General features: G+C 46.7%; 19 protein-coding genes and 1 tRNA gene. 12 read left to right on the top strand and 8 right to left on the bottom strand.

Annotated elements, in window-relative coordinates; all coding sequences use genetic code 11:
• Positions 1-145 precede the first annotated feature (145 nt).
• Positions 146-1807 carry an RsmB/NOP family class I SAM-dependent RNA methyltransferase gene (locus AC6EJC_RS09625; RefSeq protein WP_444953783.1) on the top strand — a complete coding sequence of 554 codons (1662 nt, stop codon included), beginning with the start codon at positions 146-148 and terminating at the stop codon, positions 1805-1807.
• Positions 1804-2586, top strand: coding sequence for a pseudouridine synthase (locus tag AC6EJC_RS09620; protein WP_444953782.1), 783 nt, complete (start codon positions 1804-1806; stop codon positions 2584-2586). The genes AC6EJC_RS09625 and AC6EJC_RS09620 overlap by 4 nt, the downstream gene beginning before the upstream one ends.
• Before the next feature lie 125 nt (positions 2587-2711).
• Here AC6EJC_RS09620 and AC6EJC_RS09615 read toward each other — a convergent pair whose 3' ends face one another.
• Positions 2712-3893 carry a GGDEF domain-containing protein gene (locus tag AC6EJC_RS09615; protein WP_444953781.1) on the bottom strand — a complete coding sequence of 394 codons (1182 nt, stop codon included), beginning with the start codon at positions 3891-3893 and terminating at the stop codon, positions 2712-2714.
• Positions 3894-4099: 206 nt separating this feature from the next.
• Here AC6EJC_RS09615 and AC6EJC_RS09610 point away from each other — a divergent pair, with 206 nt between their 5' ends.
• Entirely contained in the window at positions 4100-5224 is a 1125-nt protein-coding gene (locus AC6EJC_RS09610; RefSeq protein WP_444953780.1) for a glycosyltransferase family 4 protein, read from the top strand.
• Here the strand turns inward: AC6EJC_RS09610 and AC6EJC_RS09605 are convergent.
• The gene (locus tag AC6EJC_RS09605) at positions 5221-6327 is read right to left on the bottom strand and encodes a YkvI family membrane protein (protein WP_444953779.1); all 1107 of its coding nucleotides are present in this window, start codon (positions 6325-6327) and stop codon (positions 5221-5223) included. The two genes, AC6EJC_RS09610 and AC6EJC_RS09605, sit on opposite strands and share 4 nt — an antisense overlap.
• Positions 6328-6468: 141 nt before the next feature.
• Between AC6EJC_RS09605 and AC6EJC_RS09600 the strand changes: the two genes are divergently transcribed.
• The 5 genes from AC6EJC_RS09600 to AC6EJC_RS09580 all read left to right on the top strand — a co-directional run bounded on the left by AC6EJC_RS09600 (position 6469) and on the right by AC6EJC_RS09580 (position 8982).
• Positions 6469-7074 (top strand): DedA family protein, encoded by a 606-nt coding sequence (locus AC6EJC_RS09600; RefSeq protein ID WP_444953778.1) that lies wholly within the window; start codon positions 6469-6471, stop codon positions 7072-7074.
• Positions 7075-7159: 85 nt separating this feature from the next.
• Entirely contained in the window at positions 7160-7732 is a 573-nt protein-coding gene (locus tag AC6EJC_RS09595; RefSeq protein ID WP_444953777.1) for a xanthine phosphoribosyltransferase, read from the top strand.
• A gap of 102 nt (positions 7733-7834) precedes the next feature.
• Positions 7835-8179 carry a hypothetical protein gene (locus tag AC6EJC_RS09590; RefSeq protein WP_007429850.1) on the top strand — a complete coding sequence of 115 codons (345 nt, stop codon included), beginning with the start codon at positions 7835-7837 and terminating at the stop codon, positions 8177-8179.
• 139 nt (positions 8180-8318) lie between these two features.
• The gene (locus AC6EJC_RS09585) at positions 8319-8540 is read left to right on the top strand and encodes a hypothetical protein (RefSeq protein ID WP_014599639.1); all 222 of its coding nucleotides are present in this window, start codon (positions 8319-8321) and stop codon (positions 8538-8540) included.
• Between the two features lie 118 nt (positions 8541-8658).
• Complete coding sequence (locus tag AC6EJC_RS09580) at positions 8659-8982, top strand: carboxymuconolactone decarboxylase family protein (RefSeq protein ID WP_444953776.1); 324 nt, start codon at positions 8659-8661, stop codon at positions 8980-8982.
• 139 nt (positions 8983-9121) lie between these two features.
• Here AC6EJC_RS09580 and AC6EJC_RS09575 read toward each other — a convergent pair whose 3' ends face one another.
• Positions 9122-9658, bottom strand: coding sequence for a YhjD family protein (locus tag AC6EJC_RS09575; RefSeq protein WP_444953775.1), 537 nt, complete (start codon positions 9656-9658; stop codon positions 9122-9124).
• Between the two features lie 222 nt (positions 9659-9880).
• On the opposite strand from AC6EJC_RS09575, the gene AC6EJC_RS09570 reads away from it, so the two are divergent.
• From AC6EJC_RS09570 to AC6EJC_RS09560, 3 genes are all read left to right on the top strand, one after another.
• Positions 9881-9965: transfer RNA gene (locus tag AC6EJC_RS09570), tRNA-Leu, on the top strand.
• 756 nt (positions 9966-10721) lie between these two features.
• Positions 10722-11234 (top strand): peptide-methionine (S)-S-oxide reductase MsrA, encoded by a 513-nt coding sequence (gene msrA, locus AC6EJC_RS09565; protein WP_444953773.1) that lies wholly within the window; start codon positions 10722-10724, stop codon positions 11232-11234.
• 125 nt (positions 11235-11359) lie between these two features.
• The gene (locus AC6EJC_RS09560; protein ID WP_444953772.1) at positions 11360-12295 is read left to right on the top strand and encodes a divergent polysaccharide deacetylase family protein; all 936 of its coding nucleotides are present in this window, start codon (positions 11360-11362) and stop codon (positions 12293-12295) included.
• Here the strand turns inward: AC6EJC_RS09560 and AC6EJC_RS09555 are convergent.
• Positions 12270-13031, bottom strand: coding sequence for an N-acetylmuramoyl-L-alanine amidase (locus AC6EJC_RS09555; protein ID WP_444953771.1), 762 nt, complete (start codon positions 13029-13031; stop codon positions 12270-12272). The two genes, AC6EJC_RS09560 and AC6EJC_RS09555, sit on opposite strands and share 26 nt — an antisense overlap.
• A 302-nt stretch (positions 13032-13333) precedes the next feature.
• Between AC6EJC_RS09555 and AC6EJC_RS09550 the strand changes: the two genes are divergently transcribed.
• A complete protein-coding gene (locus AC6EJC_RS09550; protein ID WP_444953770.1) occupies positions 13334-13525 on the top strand; it encodes a YqzE family protein in 192 nt (63 codons plus the stop codon).
• Between the two features lie 98 nt (positions 13526-13623).
• Here AC6EJC_RS09550 and AC6EJC_RS09545 read toward each other — a convergent pair whose 3' ends face one another.
• The 4 genes from AC6EJC_RS09545 to AC6EJC_RS09530 all read right to left on the bottom strand — a co-directional run bounded on the left by AC6EJC_RS09545 (position 13624) and on the right by AC6EJC_RS09530 (position 18785).
• On the bottom strand, positions 13624-14718 hold the full coding sequence (locus tag AC6EJC_RS09545; RefSeq protein WP_444953769.1) for a hypothetical protein: 1095 nt from the start codon (positions 14716-14718) through the stop codon (positions 13624-13626).
• Positions 14719-14977: 259 nt separating this feature from the next.
• Positions 14978-15928, bottom strand: a complete 951-nt coding sequence (locus AC6EJC_RS09540) for a YqhG family protein (protein WP_444953768.1) — start codon at positions 15926-15928, stop codon at positions 14978-14980.
• A gap of 1 nt (position 15929) precedes the next feature.
• A complete protein-coding gene (locus tag AC6EJC_RS09535) occupies positions 15930-17810 on the bottom strand; it encodes a DEAD/DEAH box helicase (RefSeq protein WP_444953767.1) in 1881 nt (626 codons plus the stop codon).
• Between the two features lie 135 nt (positions 17811-17945).
• The gene (locus AC6EJC_RS09530) at positions 17946-18785 is read right to left on the bottom strand and encodes a helix-turn-helix transcriptional regulator (RefSeq protein WP_444953766.1); all 840 of its coding nucleotides are present in this window, start codon (positions 18783-18785) and stop codon (positions 17946-17948) included.
• Between the last annotated feature and the right edge of the window lie 47 nt (positions 18786-18832).

Below are 18832 nucleotides of genomic sequence, written 5' to 3'. Positions count from 1 at the left end.
AATTCAAAATATGTAGCTATGAATCTCATTATTATACAACATTACAGCTTGTAGTGAAAGTTTGTAAATCACACGGATATTGCGGGATAACAGGTTGATTATGGTACAATAAAATTTATTTTAACAGGACAGGATGATTACGATTATGGGTGTACAGCTCCCCACAGCATTTGTAAAGCGCATGGAGCAACTGCTCGGCGATGAATTTGAAGCTTTTATGGCTGCCTATGACCACATGCCCCATGCCGGGATTCGCGTCAATACGTTAAAAATTCCGGTGGAGGACTTTAAGGAACGTTCTCCGTTTGATCTGCGGCAGATTCCGTGGTGTTCCACAGGTTTTTACATTCCGCACGGTACGAAGCCGGGGCTACATCCTTACTACCATGCGGGGCTGTACTATGTACAGGAACCGAGTGCGATGTCTCCGGTTGAACTGCTTAATGTAGCTCAGGATGAGGCAGTATTGGACTTGTGCGCTGCACCGGGGGGGAAATCGACCCAAATAGCTGCCAAACTACAAGGAAGCGGCGTATTGGTGACAAATGATATTAGTGCGGACCGAACCAAAGCATTGGCTAAAAATGTGGAATTGTACGGTGTGCGTAATTCCGTGGTACTGAATGAAAGCCCGGATCGAATCGCCGATGCCTTTCCTCATTTTTTTGACAAGATATTAATTGACGCACCTTGCTCGGGAGAAGGCATGTTCCGCAAGGATGAGGATATGGTGAAACAATGGGAAACGCATTCGGTGGATAAATGCGTGGTCATGCAACGGGATATTTTGCGCGTAGCGGCCTCGATGCTGAGCGACGGGGGGAGGATTGTCTATTCTACCTGCACCTTTGCTCCGGAGGAAAATGAAGGAATGATCGCGGAATTTCTGGAGGCTCATCCCGATTTTGACGTAGTCCCTGTTCCTTCGGAAGCAGGTTTTGCACCAGGCCATCCGGAATGGATGAGTGAAGAGGTCGCGTCAGCACACCCGGAACTACGGGGCACAGCACGCCTATGGCCGCATCTCGTAGAGGGTGAAGGCCATTTTATCGCTGTATTGCAACACCAGGGTGGTCGTGTCGCTGCGACAGAAGATCACACTGAATCCGGGGATTTGGCTCAATTCGCGGACAAGAATGACAGGGCTTTGAACATGGATGCAGAGTATCCACGGATGAAGCATTTGTCCGTCAAGGAAGCGCTGACGCCAAGCGGCCAAGGAAGGCATGCGATTGGTGAGCCTAAACGAAGTGGAAAAGGAATAAACGGGAAGTCAGCTAAAGGAAAGACCACGCGTGGCTTGGGTGGCAACAAGTCCCGTTCTGGCAAAGAGAATGTAAAATCCGCTGCACGCTCCTCACATGATGTGCTGGAGTCCTATCACCAATTTGTGCAGGAGCAGCTGAAGGTATCATTTACAGGCTATACGGTGGTCTACGGAGATCGCATTTATCAGTCGCCACTGCCATCACATCGTTTGAACGGCCTTAAGGTGGTGCGTCCGGGCTGGTTTATGGGTACCGACAAGAATGGTCGCTTTGTGCCTTCACACCCGCTGGCGGTGGCTCTGCGCCCTTCTGAGGCGGTTAGAAGCATCAACCTTTCCAGTTCAGATACGGAGGCCATTCGGTATTTAAAAGGTGAGACCTTGTCCATCCCCGTTGAGAGAATGGCTCTTCAAAACGAAGTCCAGCCCAAAGGCTATACTCTCGTGTGCATTGATGGTTATTCGGCTGGGTGGGGCAAATGGCAGGATGGCATGCTCAAAAATGAATACCCTACAGGCTGGAGGTGGACATCGGTATGAGTGGAAAAGGGAGACAAACGCAACGTTTGGACAAAGTTTTAACCCATATGGGATATGGCTCCCGTAGTGATATCAAGAGACAGGTGAAGCAAGGAATGATTACGGTAAATGGACGGACTATCAAGGATAGCGGCTTACAGGTTCATCCATACCGTGATCAGATTGAAGTGAACGGGGAACATGTAGTTTTTCGGGAGTATATTTACATTATGCTGCATAAGCCGCCGGGCGTCATATCTGCAACCGAGGATACGAGGGAGCGGACAGTGCTGGATTTGCTGAGTGCGGAGGAACGACATTTCGAGCCTTTTCCAGTAGGACGCTTAGATAAAGATACAGAAGGACTATTGTTGCTGACCAACGACGGCAAGCTGGCGCACGAACTACTTTCTCCACGGCGGCATGTCCCCAAAACGTATGAGGCTACCGTGTCGGGTCATGTCACGGAGGAGGATATTCATCAATTTACAGCAGGAGTGGAACTGGATGATGGGTATGTTACTCTTCCCGCGCAGTTGACCATTCTTCGGCATGAACACCTGCACCAGGCAGATGGGGAAGTCATTTCCTATATTTCGCTTGTGATCCATGAGGGTAAGTTTCATCAAGTGAAGCGTATGTTCGAGGCGGTTGGTAAAAAGGTGACCTATTTGAAAAGAACAGCCATGGGGCCATTGAAGCTGGATGAACAGCTTCCACTGGGCAGCTATCGAGAGCTGACTAGCGAAGAACTGGCGTGGATCGGCCGGGATATAGCATCTGCAACGTCAGAAGTTTGATGGGGATAATAAATATAAATGACGCACAGGCTCTTATGAGAGTTTTGTGCGTCATTTTATGATACAGACAACCAGACTGAGAACCATTCACTGGCAACCTTCAACAACGAATTACAGACTACAAATTATTGTGCATGTGCTGCCCGACTTTTTTTCACTTCCGCTGCCTTATAAGCTGTAACTTTGTTTTTACCTGTCGTTTTGGATATGTACATCGCTTGATCGGCCTGCTTGACTAGTTCATCCGGGTTCATTTCCTTCTTTACTGTACTGTGTCCGACACTGATCGTGACGATGCTTTCCTCGGCGACCCGTTCGCGGATACGTTCTGCGACATGTTCGATCTTGGCCCGTCGATCCACAACCATTGCGACCAGTTCCTCGCCACCGTACCGTCCGGTTAGTCCGATTTCATCTAGTTCATCCTCCATAATCTGTGCGACCTGCTTGAGTACTTCATCCGCACGAGCGTGGCCCTGCGTATCATTCAGCTTTTTGAAATTGTCAATATCGCAAAAAATGACCGACACGCGTATTCCCTGGTCCATATATCGCCGTAGTCGTCCCGAAAAGTATTTACGGTTATACAGCCCCGTCAGACCATCTGTGATGGAAGAACGGTAAATCCTTTGGAGCAGCTCCACTATCCGTTCAAACAGGATGATGAACAACGTTGAGTAGTACAGCAGTGGTAAAAATGACATCCATAGGGCTGTGCTTGATCTGTCTGCTTCTTCAGGGATGTCATTTCGCAGCCAGAGATAGCCGAGCCAGAGCAAATACATGAATAAGCCCGCTATAAACTTCTTTGGCTGCCCGATTCGTGGGGTGATGAACACAAGGCTCGATATAAGCACCAATACTCGATAAAATAGAGTGAACCCAACCAGCTTCGCTGCGCTGATCCAAGTGGGCAACAAACCTGCAGTCCAGGCAATAACCGGCAATATCAATAACGCGCCCAACAACAGCAAGGCCCATGTCTCCACACGTTTTAACTTCCGGTAGAGTTGAAATACGGCGGCGTTGATGAGCACGAAGGCAGACGCCTCCAGCGCGTTTTTCCACACGATTCCTTGCAGTTGCATCTTGCCTCCGCCTGCCGAATAGAGATTCATGGCTTCATATGTCATAATAAAAATAGCGGCAACCGAAAAAAGGATATAGGCTTTTTTTCGTTGTCTGCTATATATGATCACGCACATCAACGCCATCATGAGTATAATATACAAACCGCAGGCTGCACTTACGGCTCCGGCCAGAGATGGGGAACCCAAGGTTCCCGATAAGGACAACAACGTCAACATTACCGACTCCATTTGTAATAATAGTCAATTTATTGAACGGACGATATCGTTCCGATACAATAGACAGGATTTATTCCATTTAAAATGTTATAATTTTCTTTTGTGGCTAACATTTATTCTCAATATATCATCTTTCAGAAAATCCGGAAACCTATACATACGACCTGTGTTCCGGGCAGTTTAATGCTTGAAAGGGGAAGCACGTCATGAAATTGCTACAGGCTCTCTTTTTCCCACCCGAGCAACCGGGAGGCGTTTCATCCATGATTCCATATCTGCAAGAACGATTTACGTCCCCTCGTTGGGAAATGGAGCTATTTTCAATCCCTAAACGGATTCGTAACAAGGGTAGGGACGAAGTAACTTTTGATACCTTCGACTGGACGAGATATGAGCAATATCCAATCGTTCAAAAATATATTCAGACGTACCGTGACTATTTGTGGTGGACCCGGCTTCGTATTCAGAAGCCCTTTGATCTCATTCATGCTCATCATCCCATTGCCGGAATCGCCATGAAAACCGTTTTTCCTGATATCCCGCTTGTACAGACGATTCACTCTTCCTATGAGAAGGAGTTAATTTTAAACGGAAAAATAGAGGAGAACGGACCTGAACACCAATTCTTGGTGTCACTGTATCGAGAAATGGAGCAGAAGGCGGATCGCCTGATAGCGGTATCTCATTCTTTTCAGCATTACTTAACACCTTATGTGCAGAATCCGCAAGACATTGCGGTCATTCCGAATGGATATGATGAGAAACGCTTCAAGCCCATTCCGCACGAGAATGAAGTGACACAGATCATAACCGTTTGCCGTCTTGTTCCGGCGAAAGGACTGGATATTTTATTGCGGGCCTGTGCTGAACTGAAAAAAAGAAATCAGGAATTTGTGCTTCATATTATTGGAGATGGTCCGATTCGCCCTGAGCTGGAAGAGATGGCGCGACAGCTCGATATATACCATGAGACGATTTTTTATGGATATACCCTCCATCCGGAAGAGTTTATGCCTTTCTTTGATGTGTTTGTTTTGCCTTCGCGAGCGGAGGCCTTTGGTTCAGTATTTGCGGAAGCGGCGTTGAGCTGTCTGGCATTGGTAGGTACAGAAGTGGGAGGAATACCGGAGCAGATTGAGGATGGGGTAAATGGCCTGCTTGTGCCACCCGACAATCCGAAGGCACTGGCAGACGCATTAGAAAAGGTCATTGCTGACCCTGCCTATCGTTATGAGCTGGCTAGATCTGCCTGCGACAAGGCTAAATCGAGCTATTCTTTAAGTCGGGCGGTTAACGAGCTGAAGAAAATGTATTTGAAGTTTCCACATTAACCATGACGAGTATCACCTGGTTTGGAATCAGAATGCCGAAAGCTGGAGCGAGGACGTGAGGAACGGAAAGGTCTCCCGCGTCCTGCTATGATCAGTTTACTAATCCACATCAGACTGAGCATTCCGAAAATAGGATAAAGAACAGATAACAGTGAGCTAAAGCCGAACTGACTGATTAAAAAACAGGTGAGCATAATGAATAATGTGATGAGCTTGGGCGAAATTTGGACATGCTGACGAATTTGCAAACTGACTCCATAAATGTCGGCCACAAAGGTACTGAAGATTTCCATGAAAATGAGTAGAATGTATATGATTTCGACAAGGGCACCCAGACGGTAAGCAATGCTTCCCATAGGGATTTCAAATTGCTGAATGCCCGGCATATGTGCTGACATGGCAAAGTGCGCAGCCATCAGCATAAATCCGACGCCAATTCCCCCCAAAACTCCGCCCCAGCGGATAGTTCTTCGGGAGAAGGTTTGGCTCCCAAGTGGTACAAGCACGGCTTGAGCCATAGTCAGGTTGAAGGACGTGTACAGCAATGGAGAGAGCCAGGTTCGTAATGTACTGTGATCTGTCGTATTCGTAATAAAACTCTGTGGATTGGGCATGGAGAGCGTGCTGTGAACGAGCAGAAGAGACATGATAATCATCAGAGGGACAACCACGGTGTTCATGTGCAGGATTGCTTTAATGCCTTTACTTAGCAGCAAATAAGTTCCGATCAGCGTAATGAGTAGTCCGGTTTGGTAGTGCAGGTGAAGGTGCTCTACAAAAACAGAGCCGGCTCCTGCCAGCATGACGCTGTTTACACCAATCAGCACGATGAGCGTGAACCAGCTGATCCATTTCCCGGCACTGGCGCCAAAAAGATGTTTGTTCAGGTCCTCGTAGGATTTGGCTGAAATATCATGAGCGATCAGCATCATTTTCGTACCCAACCATACAAATACGATTGTGGATAGCATAATAGTGAGTGTAGCCCAACGTCCGTACTGTGTGAAAAATTGCAGTATTTCTTGTCCGGTAGCAAATCCGGCACCGACGATTGTACCAATGTATGTAAAAGCAATCTGAAAAACATGAATATTACGTTTCATCCCCAGTCCCTCCTTGCCTGCTTGAATAACGCTGCAGCGAGCATATAATACAAACTATGTTCAACTGAAATAGGACATGACTGGATGAGGCTGAAAATAATTATAGTGAATTTAATGAATAGCTTGACGGGAGCGTAATTTATGGGTCAAATCCTTGCATGGATATTGGAATACGGATATTTGGCAATGTTCGGCTTGCTTGCCCTTGGAGTAGCTGGTATGCCGATACCCGACGAAGTGCTAATGATCGCCTTCGGCGGGCTCGTGTCTCAAGGACACTACAACTTTATTGCTGCACTGGCTGTCACATTTTTCGGTAGTATGACGGGCATGATGCTTAGCTACACACTTGGTCGTCTGCTGGGCAAACCCCTATTGCACCGATATGGTAAATGGGTGAGGCTTACGCCTTCTAGGATTGCCTCTTCCGAAAATTGGTTCGGACGCTATGGTACCTGGGGAATTCTGTTCGGATATTTTGTCCCCGGCTTGAGACATGTATCCTCATATCTGGCAGGTACAACCCGTCTAGGCGTTTTTCGCTATATCGGTTATGCCTCAGCAGGAGCGTTGCTGTGGTGCGGTACATTTTTGGGGATTGGACATGCGGTGGGCATGCACTGGGAACAGGTGGCGAAGCTGATGGAGAAGGTGACGCATCGTGTAGGTCTGGTCGTTATTCTTTTAATCGTTTTGGGGGGAATCACCGCATGGTTCTGGAGTAAGCGTAAAAAAAATGTCACATGACCGTATGGAAAGCAGGCTATAGCTTGAAAGCGGCGGGTGAAGTATGGTACTTTTACCGCATAGGAATGCCGTGGGAGGTCATGGAATGGAAGTATTAAAGAAACGAATTTTAAATGAAGGCGTGATTGCGTCAGATCAGGTGCTGAAGCTGGATGGGTTGCTTAATCACCAGGTTGATCCAGAGCTGACAATGGAAATGGGACGAGAGTTCGCAGCCCGTTTCCGGGAAGAGAAAATCACCAGAGTAGTGACCGTGGAATCCTCAGGCATTTCCATCGGGTTTGCGACAGCGTTGGAGTTGGGTGTACCGTTGGTATTTGCTCGTCGTAAAAAGACTTTATTAGCTGATCCGGACGCACTGTGTGAACGCGTACCTTCGTTCACGAAAGGTATTGTCACGGATATTATGCTGTCCCGTCAATTTATTCACGAACATGATCGTGTTCTGTTCATTGATGATATTATCGCTAATGGTGATGCGGCCCGAGGCATGGTTAAAATCATTCAACGCTCCGGAGCGGAGTTGGTTGGATTCGGTGTCGCGGTGGAAAAAAGCTTTCAGGCTGGGGCGAGAACCATCCGCGAGCAGGGCATTCGTGTAGAGTCATTGGTCAAAATTTCGTCGTTGGCTGACGGCAAGATTGAGTTTGCCGAATAGTAACAATTCAAAACTCCTGACCCTTATTTCTAATAATAACCTTTGCATGAGCTTCAATTTCGCTTATAATATAGATAAGGTTTTGGGAGAGGAGGCAGCAACATGGGGAAAGAACAATTGACCGAACAGTTTTTTCTGGAAAAACTGGCAGCGGCTAAAGTGCATTTTGAGCGTGCCTTGGATTGTAAGCATACGGAATTCGACGATTTGTATCCCTATATGATTGAACATCCTCAGTTTTTTTGGTATAAACGCTATGTGGCCTGGTCTGAGTTGTTGACGTTGGTTAACCTCTGCGAAGAATTGTCCTTCTCTTGGAAAGAAGAATTTACTGCTCACCAAGTGGAGTATGTAGATCAGCGAGTGTTGTCTGCACAAGTGCTGGACTTCTGGTACGAGAAGAATGATACAAAAGAACATGACCACAGTGTAAATCAGTCGGGATAATTTGTCGCTCTGTTGGCAATCCATATAAGTAGTAAGAGGGAAGAGACCTAAATGATTCGTTTAGGTCTCTTTTTAAACTTTTTTCATGTATATAAAATCATGGTCTTCGTGTTAAAAAACTGAATAAGGGGGGACAAGGATGATTATGGACGAAGAATTGGATGCTTATCGACTCTCCGGAGAAAAGGTGCGTGTCGTGCGCGATGGATTGGAGTCCAACGATGTTGTTGGCATTGTGCTGGCATGGGATGATGAGCAAGTGCTTATTCGCCGCCAGAATCGACGGGTGGTCAAACTGGATCGCAGCTATACATACCAGCCATTCAGTGAGCCGCGTCACAATCCGATAGAACTGGATTAGAGGAATGGGTTTCAGATGGGGTTGGATAAAAATAACTGGGTGCTTCATCAGGCATACAGAAACTCTAAACCGGACACAGTAATGAAGGAAAACTCAACAGAGAGGACGTGCTGTGTCAATGACGGTTGAAAAAGTACATGCATACAAGGATCAAATCAGCCATTTGGAAGATAAGTTGCCCGAGGTAGTTCATGCATATCATCGCTTCACCGGAGAGTGCTTTCAAGCCGGGAGCTTAGATGAGAAAACCAAGCAACTGATTGCGCTAGGTATTGGCTTATTTGCCAACAATGAGGTATGCACGTTTTATCACGTGAACGAGGCGCGGTCCAAAGGAGCCAGTGATCAGGAAATTATGGAGACCATTGCTGTAGCCGCAGCGGTAGGTGGAGGACATGCTCTAAGCCAAGGGGTTACTCGTGTACAGAAGGCGCTGCAATAAAGCGAATTATTAATAGATATCCTCATACTCCGTTATAGCGGATATAGATCGATTTGGATATATGAAGGTTATTAGAAAGAAGCTTCCGAGCACAGTTGGTGTCTGTGGAAGCTTCTTTCAATTGCGTGTTGGGCGGGGATTATGCTCTTCTGCTTGCGGCAAAAGCAGCAGGGCGAGGCGACTTACGCTTATAGGCCGAAGAGGATGTAACCAAACTTCGTTCAACGATGCGTAGGGGTTTGAAAGTTGAGCTGTTTTGTAATTCGGGGCGATGCTTCTCTGGTAAAGGAAGAGTGGCCGTATGGGGCATAGAGGTAGAGAGCCCCAGATAAGCGCGCATTCGTTCATACATTTCTTTACGGAATGCGGGCATAGCCATACTGAATTGCTCTTTATTTCCTTTACTTATATAGATGGCGTGAACGCCGGAGTGGTTTTGTTGTATGTCCAGAACACGAATGTGATATTTATTAAATTCATGTTTTATTTCAGATAGCAGGATTCCGGTACGATCTACACCTGCGTTAACCATTTCGACATAAAGATCAGGGGTTTTCAGCATACCGCTTTCTTCAAGAATTAGGCTGTCCCGCTCAAATACTTTTTGAATAAAGGTAAGGAGCAGATAACTTTTCACAAGAGACCATTCATGCTGAGTAGTATCTGAAGAGATCATTACCATTCACCGCCTTAGGAAAATGTGATGATTATCCATAACTGATTGAAGAAAAGGAACTTTTGTTCCCAAGAACTCATGTTCCTATTTTAACGTATTATTCCTTTTTTATCAAGGGGGAATTAAGAAACATAAAAGGTTTGACATCTTGATATGAGCATGGTATGATCTATCTTGTCGCTAAGAAAGATTGATCTTTCGAGGACATACGACAACATATATGCGGTCGTGGCGGAATTGGCAGACGCGCACGGTTCAGGTCCGTGTGGGCTAACCCCCCGTGGAGGTTCGAGTCCTCTCGACCGCATCATCTTATAATACACAGGTTCGTGAATTGCTTTTGTAGCAATTTACGAACCTTTTTTATATGTTTAAGAGATTTATGTTGTTGCTCAAGACCTGTGTCGAAAATCTCTGAGTTATAATTCGGAGGAACATAGATATTAACTGTTATGAAAGAAACTTTCAAACCAAAGAATGAATTTTTGTGGGTTTTTATTTGAAAAATATCCCTCCAGAAGCTGTGAGAGCAGGATAATTAATGCTTACCAATGACCGGAGAAATTTTCTTAATTGAATCTATTGAATAGAATAGCTTTTGGGACCTGCATTTTTTAATGCCTCTGCAGCCTGTGCAGACAAACCCTCTGCGACTAGGAGCGCTTCATCCAAGCTTTCTTTATGCAAGGATCGGCTTGAGTCGAGGGATTATTTTCCGGACTATTTTGCCAATAAGCTAAAGGCTCCGATTCTGGGAGAGAGAATAGTTGCCAAACCCAAAGGCCTCTACGCCGTCATAAATCACAGAGGATCATATGAAACAATGTCTGAAGCGTACTCTAATATAAAAGAGTACATAGGGAGTAAAGGGATGGCTGTATGCGGGAGTGCGTACTCAGTAGAGTTGCTCAACTATTTTGCAGAAAAAAATCCGGACGACTATGTAATACGGATATCGGTTGAGGTTTGTAAAGGGAGAAAATTTCTTTTATAAGGCTTCGTTTTAAGATATGATAGAAAATAACGCATTTTATGATGAAGCTATTGAAAGGTTGGATGAAAGATGGAGAAAGCAACTTTTGCAGGTGGATGCTTCTGGTGTATGGTGACTCCGTTCGAGGAGCAGCCGGGCATTCATGGCATTGTCTCAGGCTATACTGGAGGGGCGATTCCCGATCCGACCTACGAACAGGTTAAAACAGGAACTACAGGTCACTACGAGGTGGTGCAGATTACTTTTGAGCCTGAGCTGTTTCCTTATGAAAAGCTGCTCGAATTGTATTGGCCGCAAACAGACCCTACGGACGGGGAAGGTCAATTTCAGGACCGAGGCACACAGTATAAACCCGCTATTTTTTATCATACAGAGCAGCAACGGGAGCTTGCGCAACAGTCCAAGGAGCAGTTGGCACAAAGTGGACGCTTTGATAAGCCAATTGTAACGGAGATCCTTCCGGCTTCGATTTTTTATCCGGCAGAGGATTATCATCAGGATTACCACAAGAAGAACGTGAAGCACTATAAGGAAGATCGCGCCCAATCAGGCCGTGATGAATTTATCGACAAGAACTGGTAAGCGGCTTTAATATACGTTTCTACGCACTGCAAGGCAGATCAGGGATTATTCCATGGGTCTGCCTTATACATATTTAAACGAGGTTACTCACACAATGAAGGGACAGAGAAGGAGGCTGACCTGCAATGAGTACACGACGGAAGCTGCACATGAGAAACATAATAAAAAAGGCTTTAAAGGGATCTCGTGGCCGGAAAGAGCCGTCTTATGCACCTGTAAACTATTCAAGCTCCAAAATACGAAGAACTGTAGTGCTCTGTATTTCAGTCTGTATAATATTCATGGGCTGTAGAACTGGTTTTGCAGAAGCAATAGACAAACAGGACCATCGGCACAAGATGGTTGCCGTCATTATTGATGATCTGGGAAACAACATGAAAGGGACTGAGCAGATTTTAAATTTACCCGTTAAAATCACCGTTGCTGTTATGCCTTTCCTGCCTACAACCAAGCAGGACGCTATAGAAGCGCATAAGCGCGGTCATGATGTCATCGTCCATCTTCCAATGGAGCCAAAGCAGGGAAAGCGCGAATGGCTTGGGCCCGGAGCGATTAAGGCTAATATGACGGATGAGGAAGTGCGCGCCAAGGTGACAGCAGCCATTAAGGATGTTCCTTATGCGATAGGGATAAACAACCACATGGGTTCCAAGGTCACTTCAGATAAGCGCATTATGTCCATTGTTCTTGATGTTTGTAAGGAGCATGGACTATTTTTTGTCGATAGCCGTACTAATTATTGGTCAGTGGTGCCTGAACTTGCCGCTAAAAAAGGAATGCCACCGGTGCGCAATGATGTTTTTCTGGATGATGTCCATACACTAGCCCATGTGAATCGACAACTTACAAAAGTGGTTGAATGGCTGGATGAGCACGACACTTGCGTGACGATTGGGCACGTCGGCGTGTCTGGCATGTACACATCCTCGGCTCTTCATTCGTCGGTTCCCAAGCTAAAGGATCACGCCAAATTTGTGGGCATTAGCGATTTGGCGCGTGCTGTATGGGGATGGACGGGAGACCCAGCCACCAACACTACCATGCCGTCAGATGCGCAATAATGCCTTCGGCAATAGCTTCAGCAATGCTTTTTTGACCGCGATCCCCGGAAAGCAAGGCTCTGTCCTGTTCGTTACTGATAAATCCGGTTTCCACAATTACAGCAGGATACTGGATTTTATTCAGAAGATAAAAGGGTTTTCCGTACATTGTTTTTCTATTCATGCAAAATAAGCGGTTTAATGAATGCTGAATCCGCTCAGCCAACAGATAACTGCTGCCTTCATCCTGATACAGCACAATGGGTCCCCGTTTTTCGGCACGTTTGGTCCAATTGACATGCAGGCTTACAACCAAAGCGGTGGGGAGTTGTTCTGTCAGGCTTTTACGTTGGGCGAGGTCTTTAAGGTGCCGGGATTTGGACGGCAACCAACGGTTATCGTCACTCAGTGCGTAGTCCTTGTCCCGATTCAGGACAGCAGGGTAACCTTGGGAGCGTAAGATCAAATACAGCTTTTGGCCAATGGCGAGATTGATATCTTTTTCCAAAAGTTCTTTGTGACTTGTTCCACCATCCACACCGCCATGGCCTACATCAATCAGGACAACGGGCTTGGCAAAAGCGTGATAGGACGAATGTGCGTTGAATGGACCATCTGTATATTTGTTCGGTTCTGTGCTTTTCTCGTTGGGCTGAGCAGTTGCATAGGCAAATGGGGCAAATACAGCACTGCAAAGGATGTATAGACTCAACCCCAGCCCTGTCAGCCATATCTTGTTTAACTTTTTATTCCGCACGTTCTATTCCTCCAATGGACGAATTGATGCCGAGGCATAAACAATATAAAAAAACATCAGCAACATAAAATCAAACCTAAAGCAGCCTAGCTGCCTTCAAACATAACAATTAGCCTTGGGGTAACTGTTATGTGGAACATAGTATGTTCCATTTAAGGGAAACCATGCATAGTTATTCCCACAGGGGTTAGACCTTTTAGAAAATGAGCAAACTAGTTTTATCTGCACCTAACGTGTAAATCCGGTATTTCCAAGCAACGTGAATGGAAATGATAGGGGCAGAATGGAGGAGGTCATGGAGGATGGCGAAGAGTGACGAACTGGTGACGTATATTACGCAGCGGATTGTTCGCTATATGGAAACGCCGCGTGATGTTCGGCGCAGCCAAAAACAAGCCAGAGAGCCGTGGGTGAACAAATGGTTTGGCATGATGCCTCTCGCACTGAAAATGTGGATGAAATCCACACGCAGAGGGCGAAGGGAGCGACATTAAACTCGCCAAAGAGACCACAAGAGGCATAGGGTATGCCATTTGAGGTCTCTTTTTGTGTTGTAGGGATAATTTCGAATCATTTTCGTGTTTCTTGATAACTAAGAGTCCAAACGATAAAATTCACCAGCAGACAACAACTGTCTTAATGGCACGAATCGGGAGAGTCCATTGTGGTAGGTTAACGCATATAAAATGGGATGTGACGGATGATCTGGGGATATCCAGGATTGATACCCGCTAATGGATAAGGGTCCCCCAAAGGCAAAATTGATACTTGTGGCAGAAAATATAATACGCGGTGAAATCCTCAGTGTGTCAGTAAATTGATCTGTGTTATGGATGGAAAGTTTTTGCTTAGGTTGAAGCCAACCAAGATCGTCATAGGGATCAAAAGGATCAGACGAGACAGTAACCGCTTGTGCCTGTATTTTCAAAAAGGTATCAGGTGAAGAGATTGCGTTGTTGTGGAACTTATGTTTCCAGCTCCCATCTGCTACTTCCGTAGGTAACGGATCGCCAGTAACAGCATCAATACATATTTCGCTGCCTGTAGAGGAACGCACCAGCCAGTAGGCTAATAGCGGTTCCTCATACATAGGTGTGATTTGCAGCTTGTCGATAGAAGAAAGTTCGGTTTCTGTGAAAGATTCAAGGGATTGGCGAAGTACATCCATACTATAAGGCCCACCTGGACCGTTCCCGTATTCGTTGAGTTGATAAGCGCCGTTTGAGTCTGATCCGATAATCAGGTAGCCGATGTATTCTCCTGCGCGGTTCACTTGAACAAGCCAGCTATGGGTTCCAGGTCCGAGCGGATGGTAGCTAAGCTCGGCATCTTTCCACGAGGCAAAAGGGGGCTGCGACGATAGGGAATGCACCGTGTCGTCCGCTGTCCGTTTCACGTCCGCAGGCACGCCTTGCTCCTGAGTAGGAAAACTTGCTGAAACGTCACCCGGGGAAGGAGAAGGATTAGCAGGACTTGTTTCGGTTTGCTCTTGTTTTTGACTTGGACTCGTGGATTCCAATGGAGGAACCCACGAGCTTTCTTCGTGGAGGAGCACCGAGCTTAAATTGTTGCCTTGAGCGACTGAGGGAGCCGCATGAATGGAAGCAAACGGACAGACTGCGGACAGGCCGATCAGAACAGCTGCGATCATACCTACGCTATAGTGCCCGGAATGATTTTTCTTCAATGAAATCCACCTTTCTGTCGGCTTGCTTGCCCGACGGAGGCATTCTTTTTTATCTAGCATACAGCTTGTCCGGTGAAAAGACTGCTGCACCTTGTCGGCGCAAATGTCGTATCCAGGATCGCTTTTTGCTGTCGATAAATAGGAGACAGGTTTAACCAAGCTTGTGGTTACAGCAGCAGAAACTGATGTAGACTGAAGCAAGATGTTACAAGCTGACGATACCTCTGCAACTCCCCTGCGAAGGAGCGAGAGATATCAGTTACCGCAGATGAAATATCCCGCAGTTAATGGCGGATACGAGTACCTTTGGCTCATATTGCCATACCATTTCTTTACGGCGGGCTTGATATTGCTCCAATATGGCTTCTTTTTTATCCTCTTCCTCTTTCTGCTCCTTGATTAGATCATCGTAGTAGTGGTCAATGACCTCCAATTCCTCACGCAATCGTTCCTTCGCCTGCTCAGCCCAATCATAATCTTGCTGACGGAGCTGTTCGGTAAGATAGCTTTCAAGCGAAGTGGAAGCTTCAGGGACAGATAACTTGGCAGGCTGTACATGCATATTGCCCGCCAGCAGTGGGCTGAGCTGTCGGGTTTCGAGCATGGCGCCAAAATCGGATACAATAGTGCCACTTTTGAGTGAAATGCCTAGCCACTGAAGTTCCTCTCGCTTCAAATCGCAGGCAAATTCAATCTTATAGCAGATGCTGAGCCAGGCTTCATAGACTACGGGAGAACGGGCAGACAACTGACGGGCATCAGGCTGCTCGAACAAATTAACATATTTTCCTCCATCCCGAGCAGCTTCAAAAATTTGATGCAGCCGACGGCTTCCATATCGAAGCTCTTCCTGCAAAATACGTCCAGGCCCCAATTGTGGTGACGTCGGTACATGGCCGAAGTAACGCCCCATGACCTGATCTTGTGCTGCGTTGCCGGCTGCTGGAGTTGGTGGCGTATGATCCGCTAAACGTTCCTGTTCCGTGCGATAGGCTTCCCCATCAAAGATGAAAGTGAAGGACATCGTCTGCGCTGGAACGCCAGTACGCTCTACGTATCCCCAATAATAGGGGCGGTTTGTTAAGGCTTTATCCGCCTCCGGAGAAAGCTTGACGGTTACATGGTGGGGCGATCTCTCAATGACACTGCATCCGGTAGCTTCCAGATAGGTGTGGACAAAACGCTGGACTTGCTGTGTATTCATGGTCAAATTAGCGACCTCCTTTCACACTGCGTCGAGCTTTGGCCGGAGGAACCGTATTGCCTGCTAAGCCTAACAAATCCTCTGTGTTTGAAGTTATTCCCGTCAGTCGTCCCTTTGTCCCGGAGGACATATCGGTTGCCATATTTGGAGTGGCTGGCTGGTCTGTGCGCAGTTGTTCCATTTCCTGTTTGATGGAATCCAGTGAGTGGCCCAGCTTTTGCATTTTTCTGCGAATTTCATCATCGCTACTGGATTCAAGCATGATTTTATACAAACTTTTTTCAATGGATTCTTTTTTCTCAAACTTCTCCAGAATGACGTCCAATCCGCCAATGACCATCTCAAACATATTTATCTTTTCATGTAGCAGATGCAGGATGTGCTCCTCAATCGTTCCGGTTGTGGACAAGTTAAAAATATTAACATCATGCGTCTGTCCAAGTCGATGCACCCGTCCGATCCGCTGCTCCACGCGCATGGGGTTCCACGGCAAATCGAAGTTAATCATATGGTGGCAAAATTGCAGGTTAATGCCTTCACCACCCGCTTCGGTGGCAATCATGACCTGAATGCGTCCACGGAACAGATCCATCATCCAATCCTTGCGCCCCCGGTTCATACCGCCTCGGTAAGGAACAGCAGACAGCCCGCGGTCACGGAAATAGTTCAGCAAATACTCCTGTGTAGCCCGGTATTCTGTAAAAATGATCACTTTTTCATTCATCTGACGGATGAGTTCGAGCGCCTTTTCTGCTTTGGAATTGGCCTTGATCGCTTTAATGTGTGCGACCAAATCCCAGACACGATCGCGAAGGGGAGAGTCTGGGGCCATCTTTTTGGACAAATTGACCAGCGTGACGAACACAGCGTCCCGGCTGCTGCACACTTCCCGTTGAAGGGTAACGAGAGACAGCATGCTACTTAAATTTCCGCCATTCGCCTGATATTGCTCTTTAACGAAAGAGGTCACCCCATCGTACAGAGCTTGCTCTTCCGGCGAAAGTTCCAAGTGAATGTTGGAAACATTTCGTTTGGTGAATTGAACCGGGCCTTCTCCGCGACGATTGCGGATCATGACTTTAGACAGCTCATCCTTGAGCTGATCTTCATTTTTGGGCAGACGTTTGTCTACAACAAAGTTGGCTGAAAAATCGCCATGTCTTCCCAATTGACCGGGCTTGAGCAGTGTAATCAGGTTAAACAGCTCAGACAGATCATTTTGTACAGGTGTTGCTGTCAGGAGCAAACAATATTTTTTACGCAGCTTCATAATGAACTGGTAGTTGGATGTTTTTTTATTTTTCAGCTTATGAGCCTCGTCGATAATGAGCAGATCATAATCGGTGTCTAGCAGGATGTTACTATGTGGCTCCCGCTTGGCGGTATCCATAGAGGCCACGACGACCTCGGAAGACCAAGAATACGCTTTTTTCTGGGCGATAGCGGGAATACCAAATTTGCTGTTCAGCTCACGCACCCATTGCAGGACCAGGGAAGCGGGTACAAGAATAAGCACTTTGGAAGCCAGCCCGCGAACCAGATATTCCTTAAGGATCATTCCGGCTTCGATCGTTTTGCCTAAGCCGACTTCATCGGCAAGAATGGCACGTCCGGACATTTGAAACAGTACCTTCCGAGCGGTATCCAGCTGATGGGGTAGTGGAGTGAGGTCTTGCAAATGTTGTAGACATTGAAGCTCATCGAAGCTCGGTACCAGTTTGGCTTTTTCCGCCTCAATTGCCAGCTGATACAGATTCCAATCTCCCCAAGGGCCTCCCTTGTGTAGGCGTTGGTCCAGTTCATCCTGCCAACTGCGATCAAATTGCACCGGAACAGGTAGTGGCGCTTGATTTTGTATGTGCGGGGAACTTGTCGATTTGGCTTTCATGATGATTCCCTCCCTCCTGTTAGTAGCACAGTTGAAGCTCTTGGTTCTGTCACATATATGGCATCTATTTTGCACAGATCGTAGATGTAGTATGGACGGAAAAAGATATCTTCATAACAGGAGGGATGAAATCCTTTAGCTGCCTTCCATTAATTTTTGGAGTTTACTTTCCGTAGAAGTTTGCGCATTGGGGGTGTAAATGCTGCAACGGAGATCGACACTGCCTTGAACCTGAAGGGAGGTCAGGTCAAATAACATTTTGCCAGCCTTGGCATGACGAAATTCAATGAGCACTTCCGGTGCAGAACTTACTTCACTCTGATTCCAAAGCTCGTTAAACTCTCCATAGGCCTGGCTCATATTTTGTATGAATTGTGCATACCAGGGGTCTGTCACGTATTGCCCGTAATAAGCGCGGAAAATAGCAAGAAACCCCTTTACAAAATGCTCCCAATTCACGGCCAGACTTTTAAACTCCTTTTTGGTAAATAGCAGTTCAATCATATTGCGCTGCTCATGTGGTAGCTCGGCAAAATCCATAAAAACATGAGCAGCAGCGGCGTTCCAGCCGACAATATGGCAGCGCCGATCTGAAATAATAGCAGGGCAGTAGTGCAACTCTTGTACGATCTTTTGTAGAGATGGGGAAATGACCGCCTGCTCTGCAGGAGCAGGAAGGCTGTGAGACCCGGCTTCGAGCGCCAAATCATATAAATATTTGCGCTCATCCGTGTTCAACTGCAATGCGGCAGCAATAGCATCCAACACGGAGGCTGATACCTTAATATCCCGTCCCTGCTCCAGCCAGGTGTACCAGGTCGTACTGACACCTGCCAGCTGAGCGACTTCTTCTCTGCGCAAGCCCGGTGTTCTACGACGTGATCCTTGGGGAAGACCGACCATATGCGGGTGTAGGCGGGCTCTTTTTGTTTTCAGAAAAACAGATAGTGCTTCCAGACGTGCTTCCGTTTTCATAGGTATTTTCTCTCCATTCAATGGGTATATCCGAAGTGGGCAAATAA

Source organism: Paenibacillus sp. TY11 (assembly GCF_059772165.1).
The sequence above is the reverse complement of the archived record's forward strand: the minus strand, read 5'-3'. Positions and strand labels throughout refer to the sequence as shown.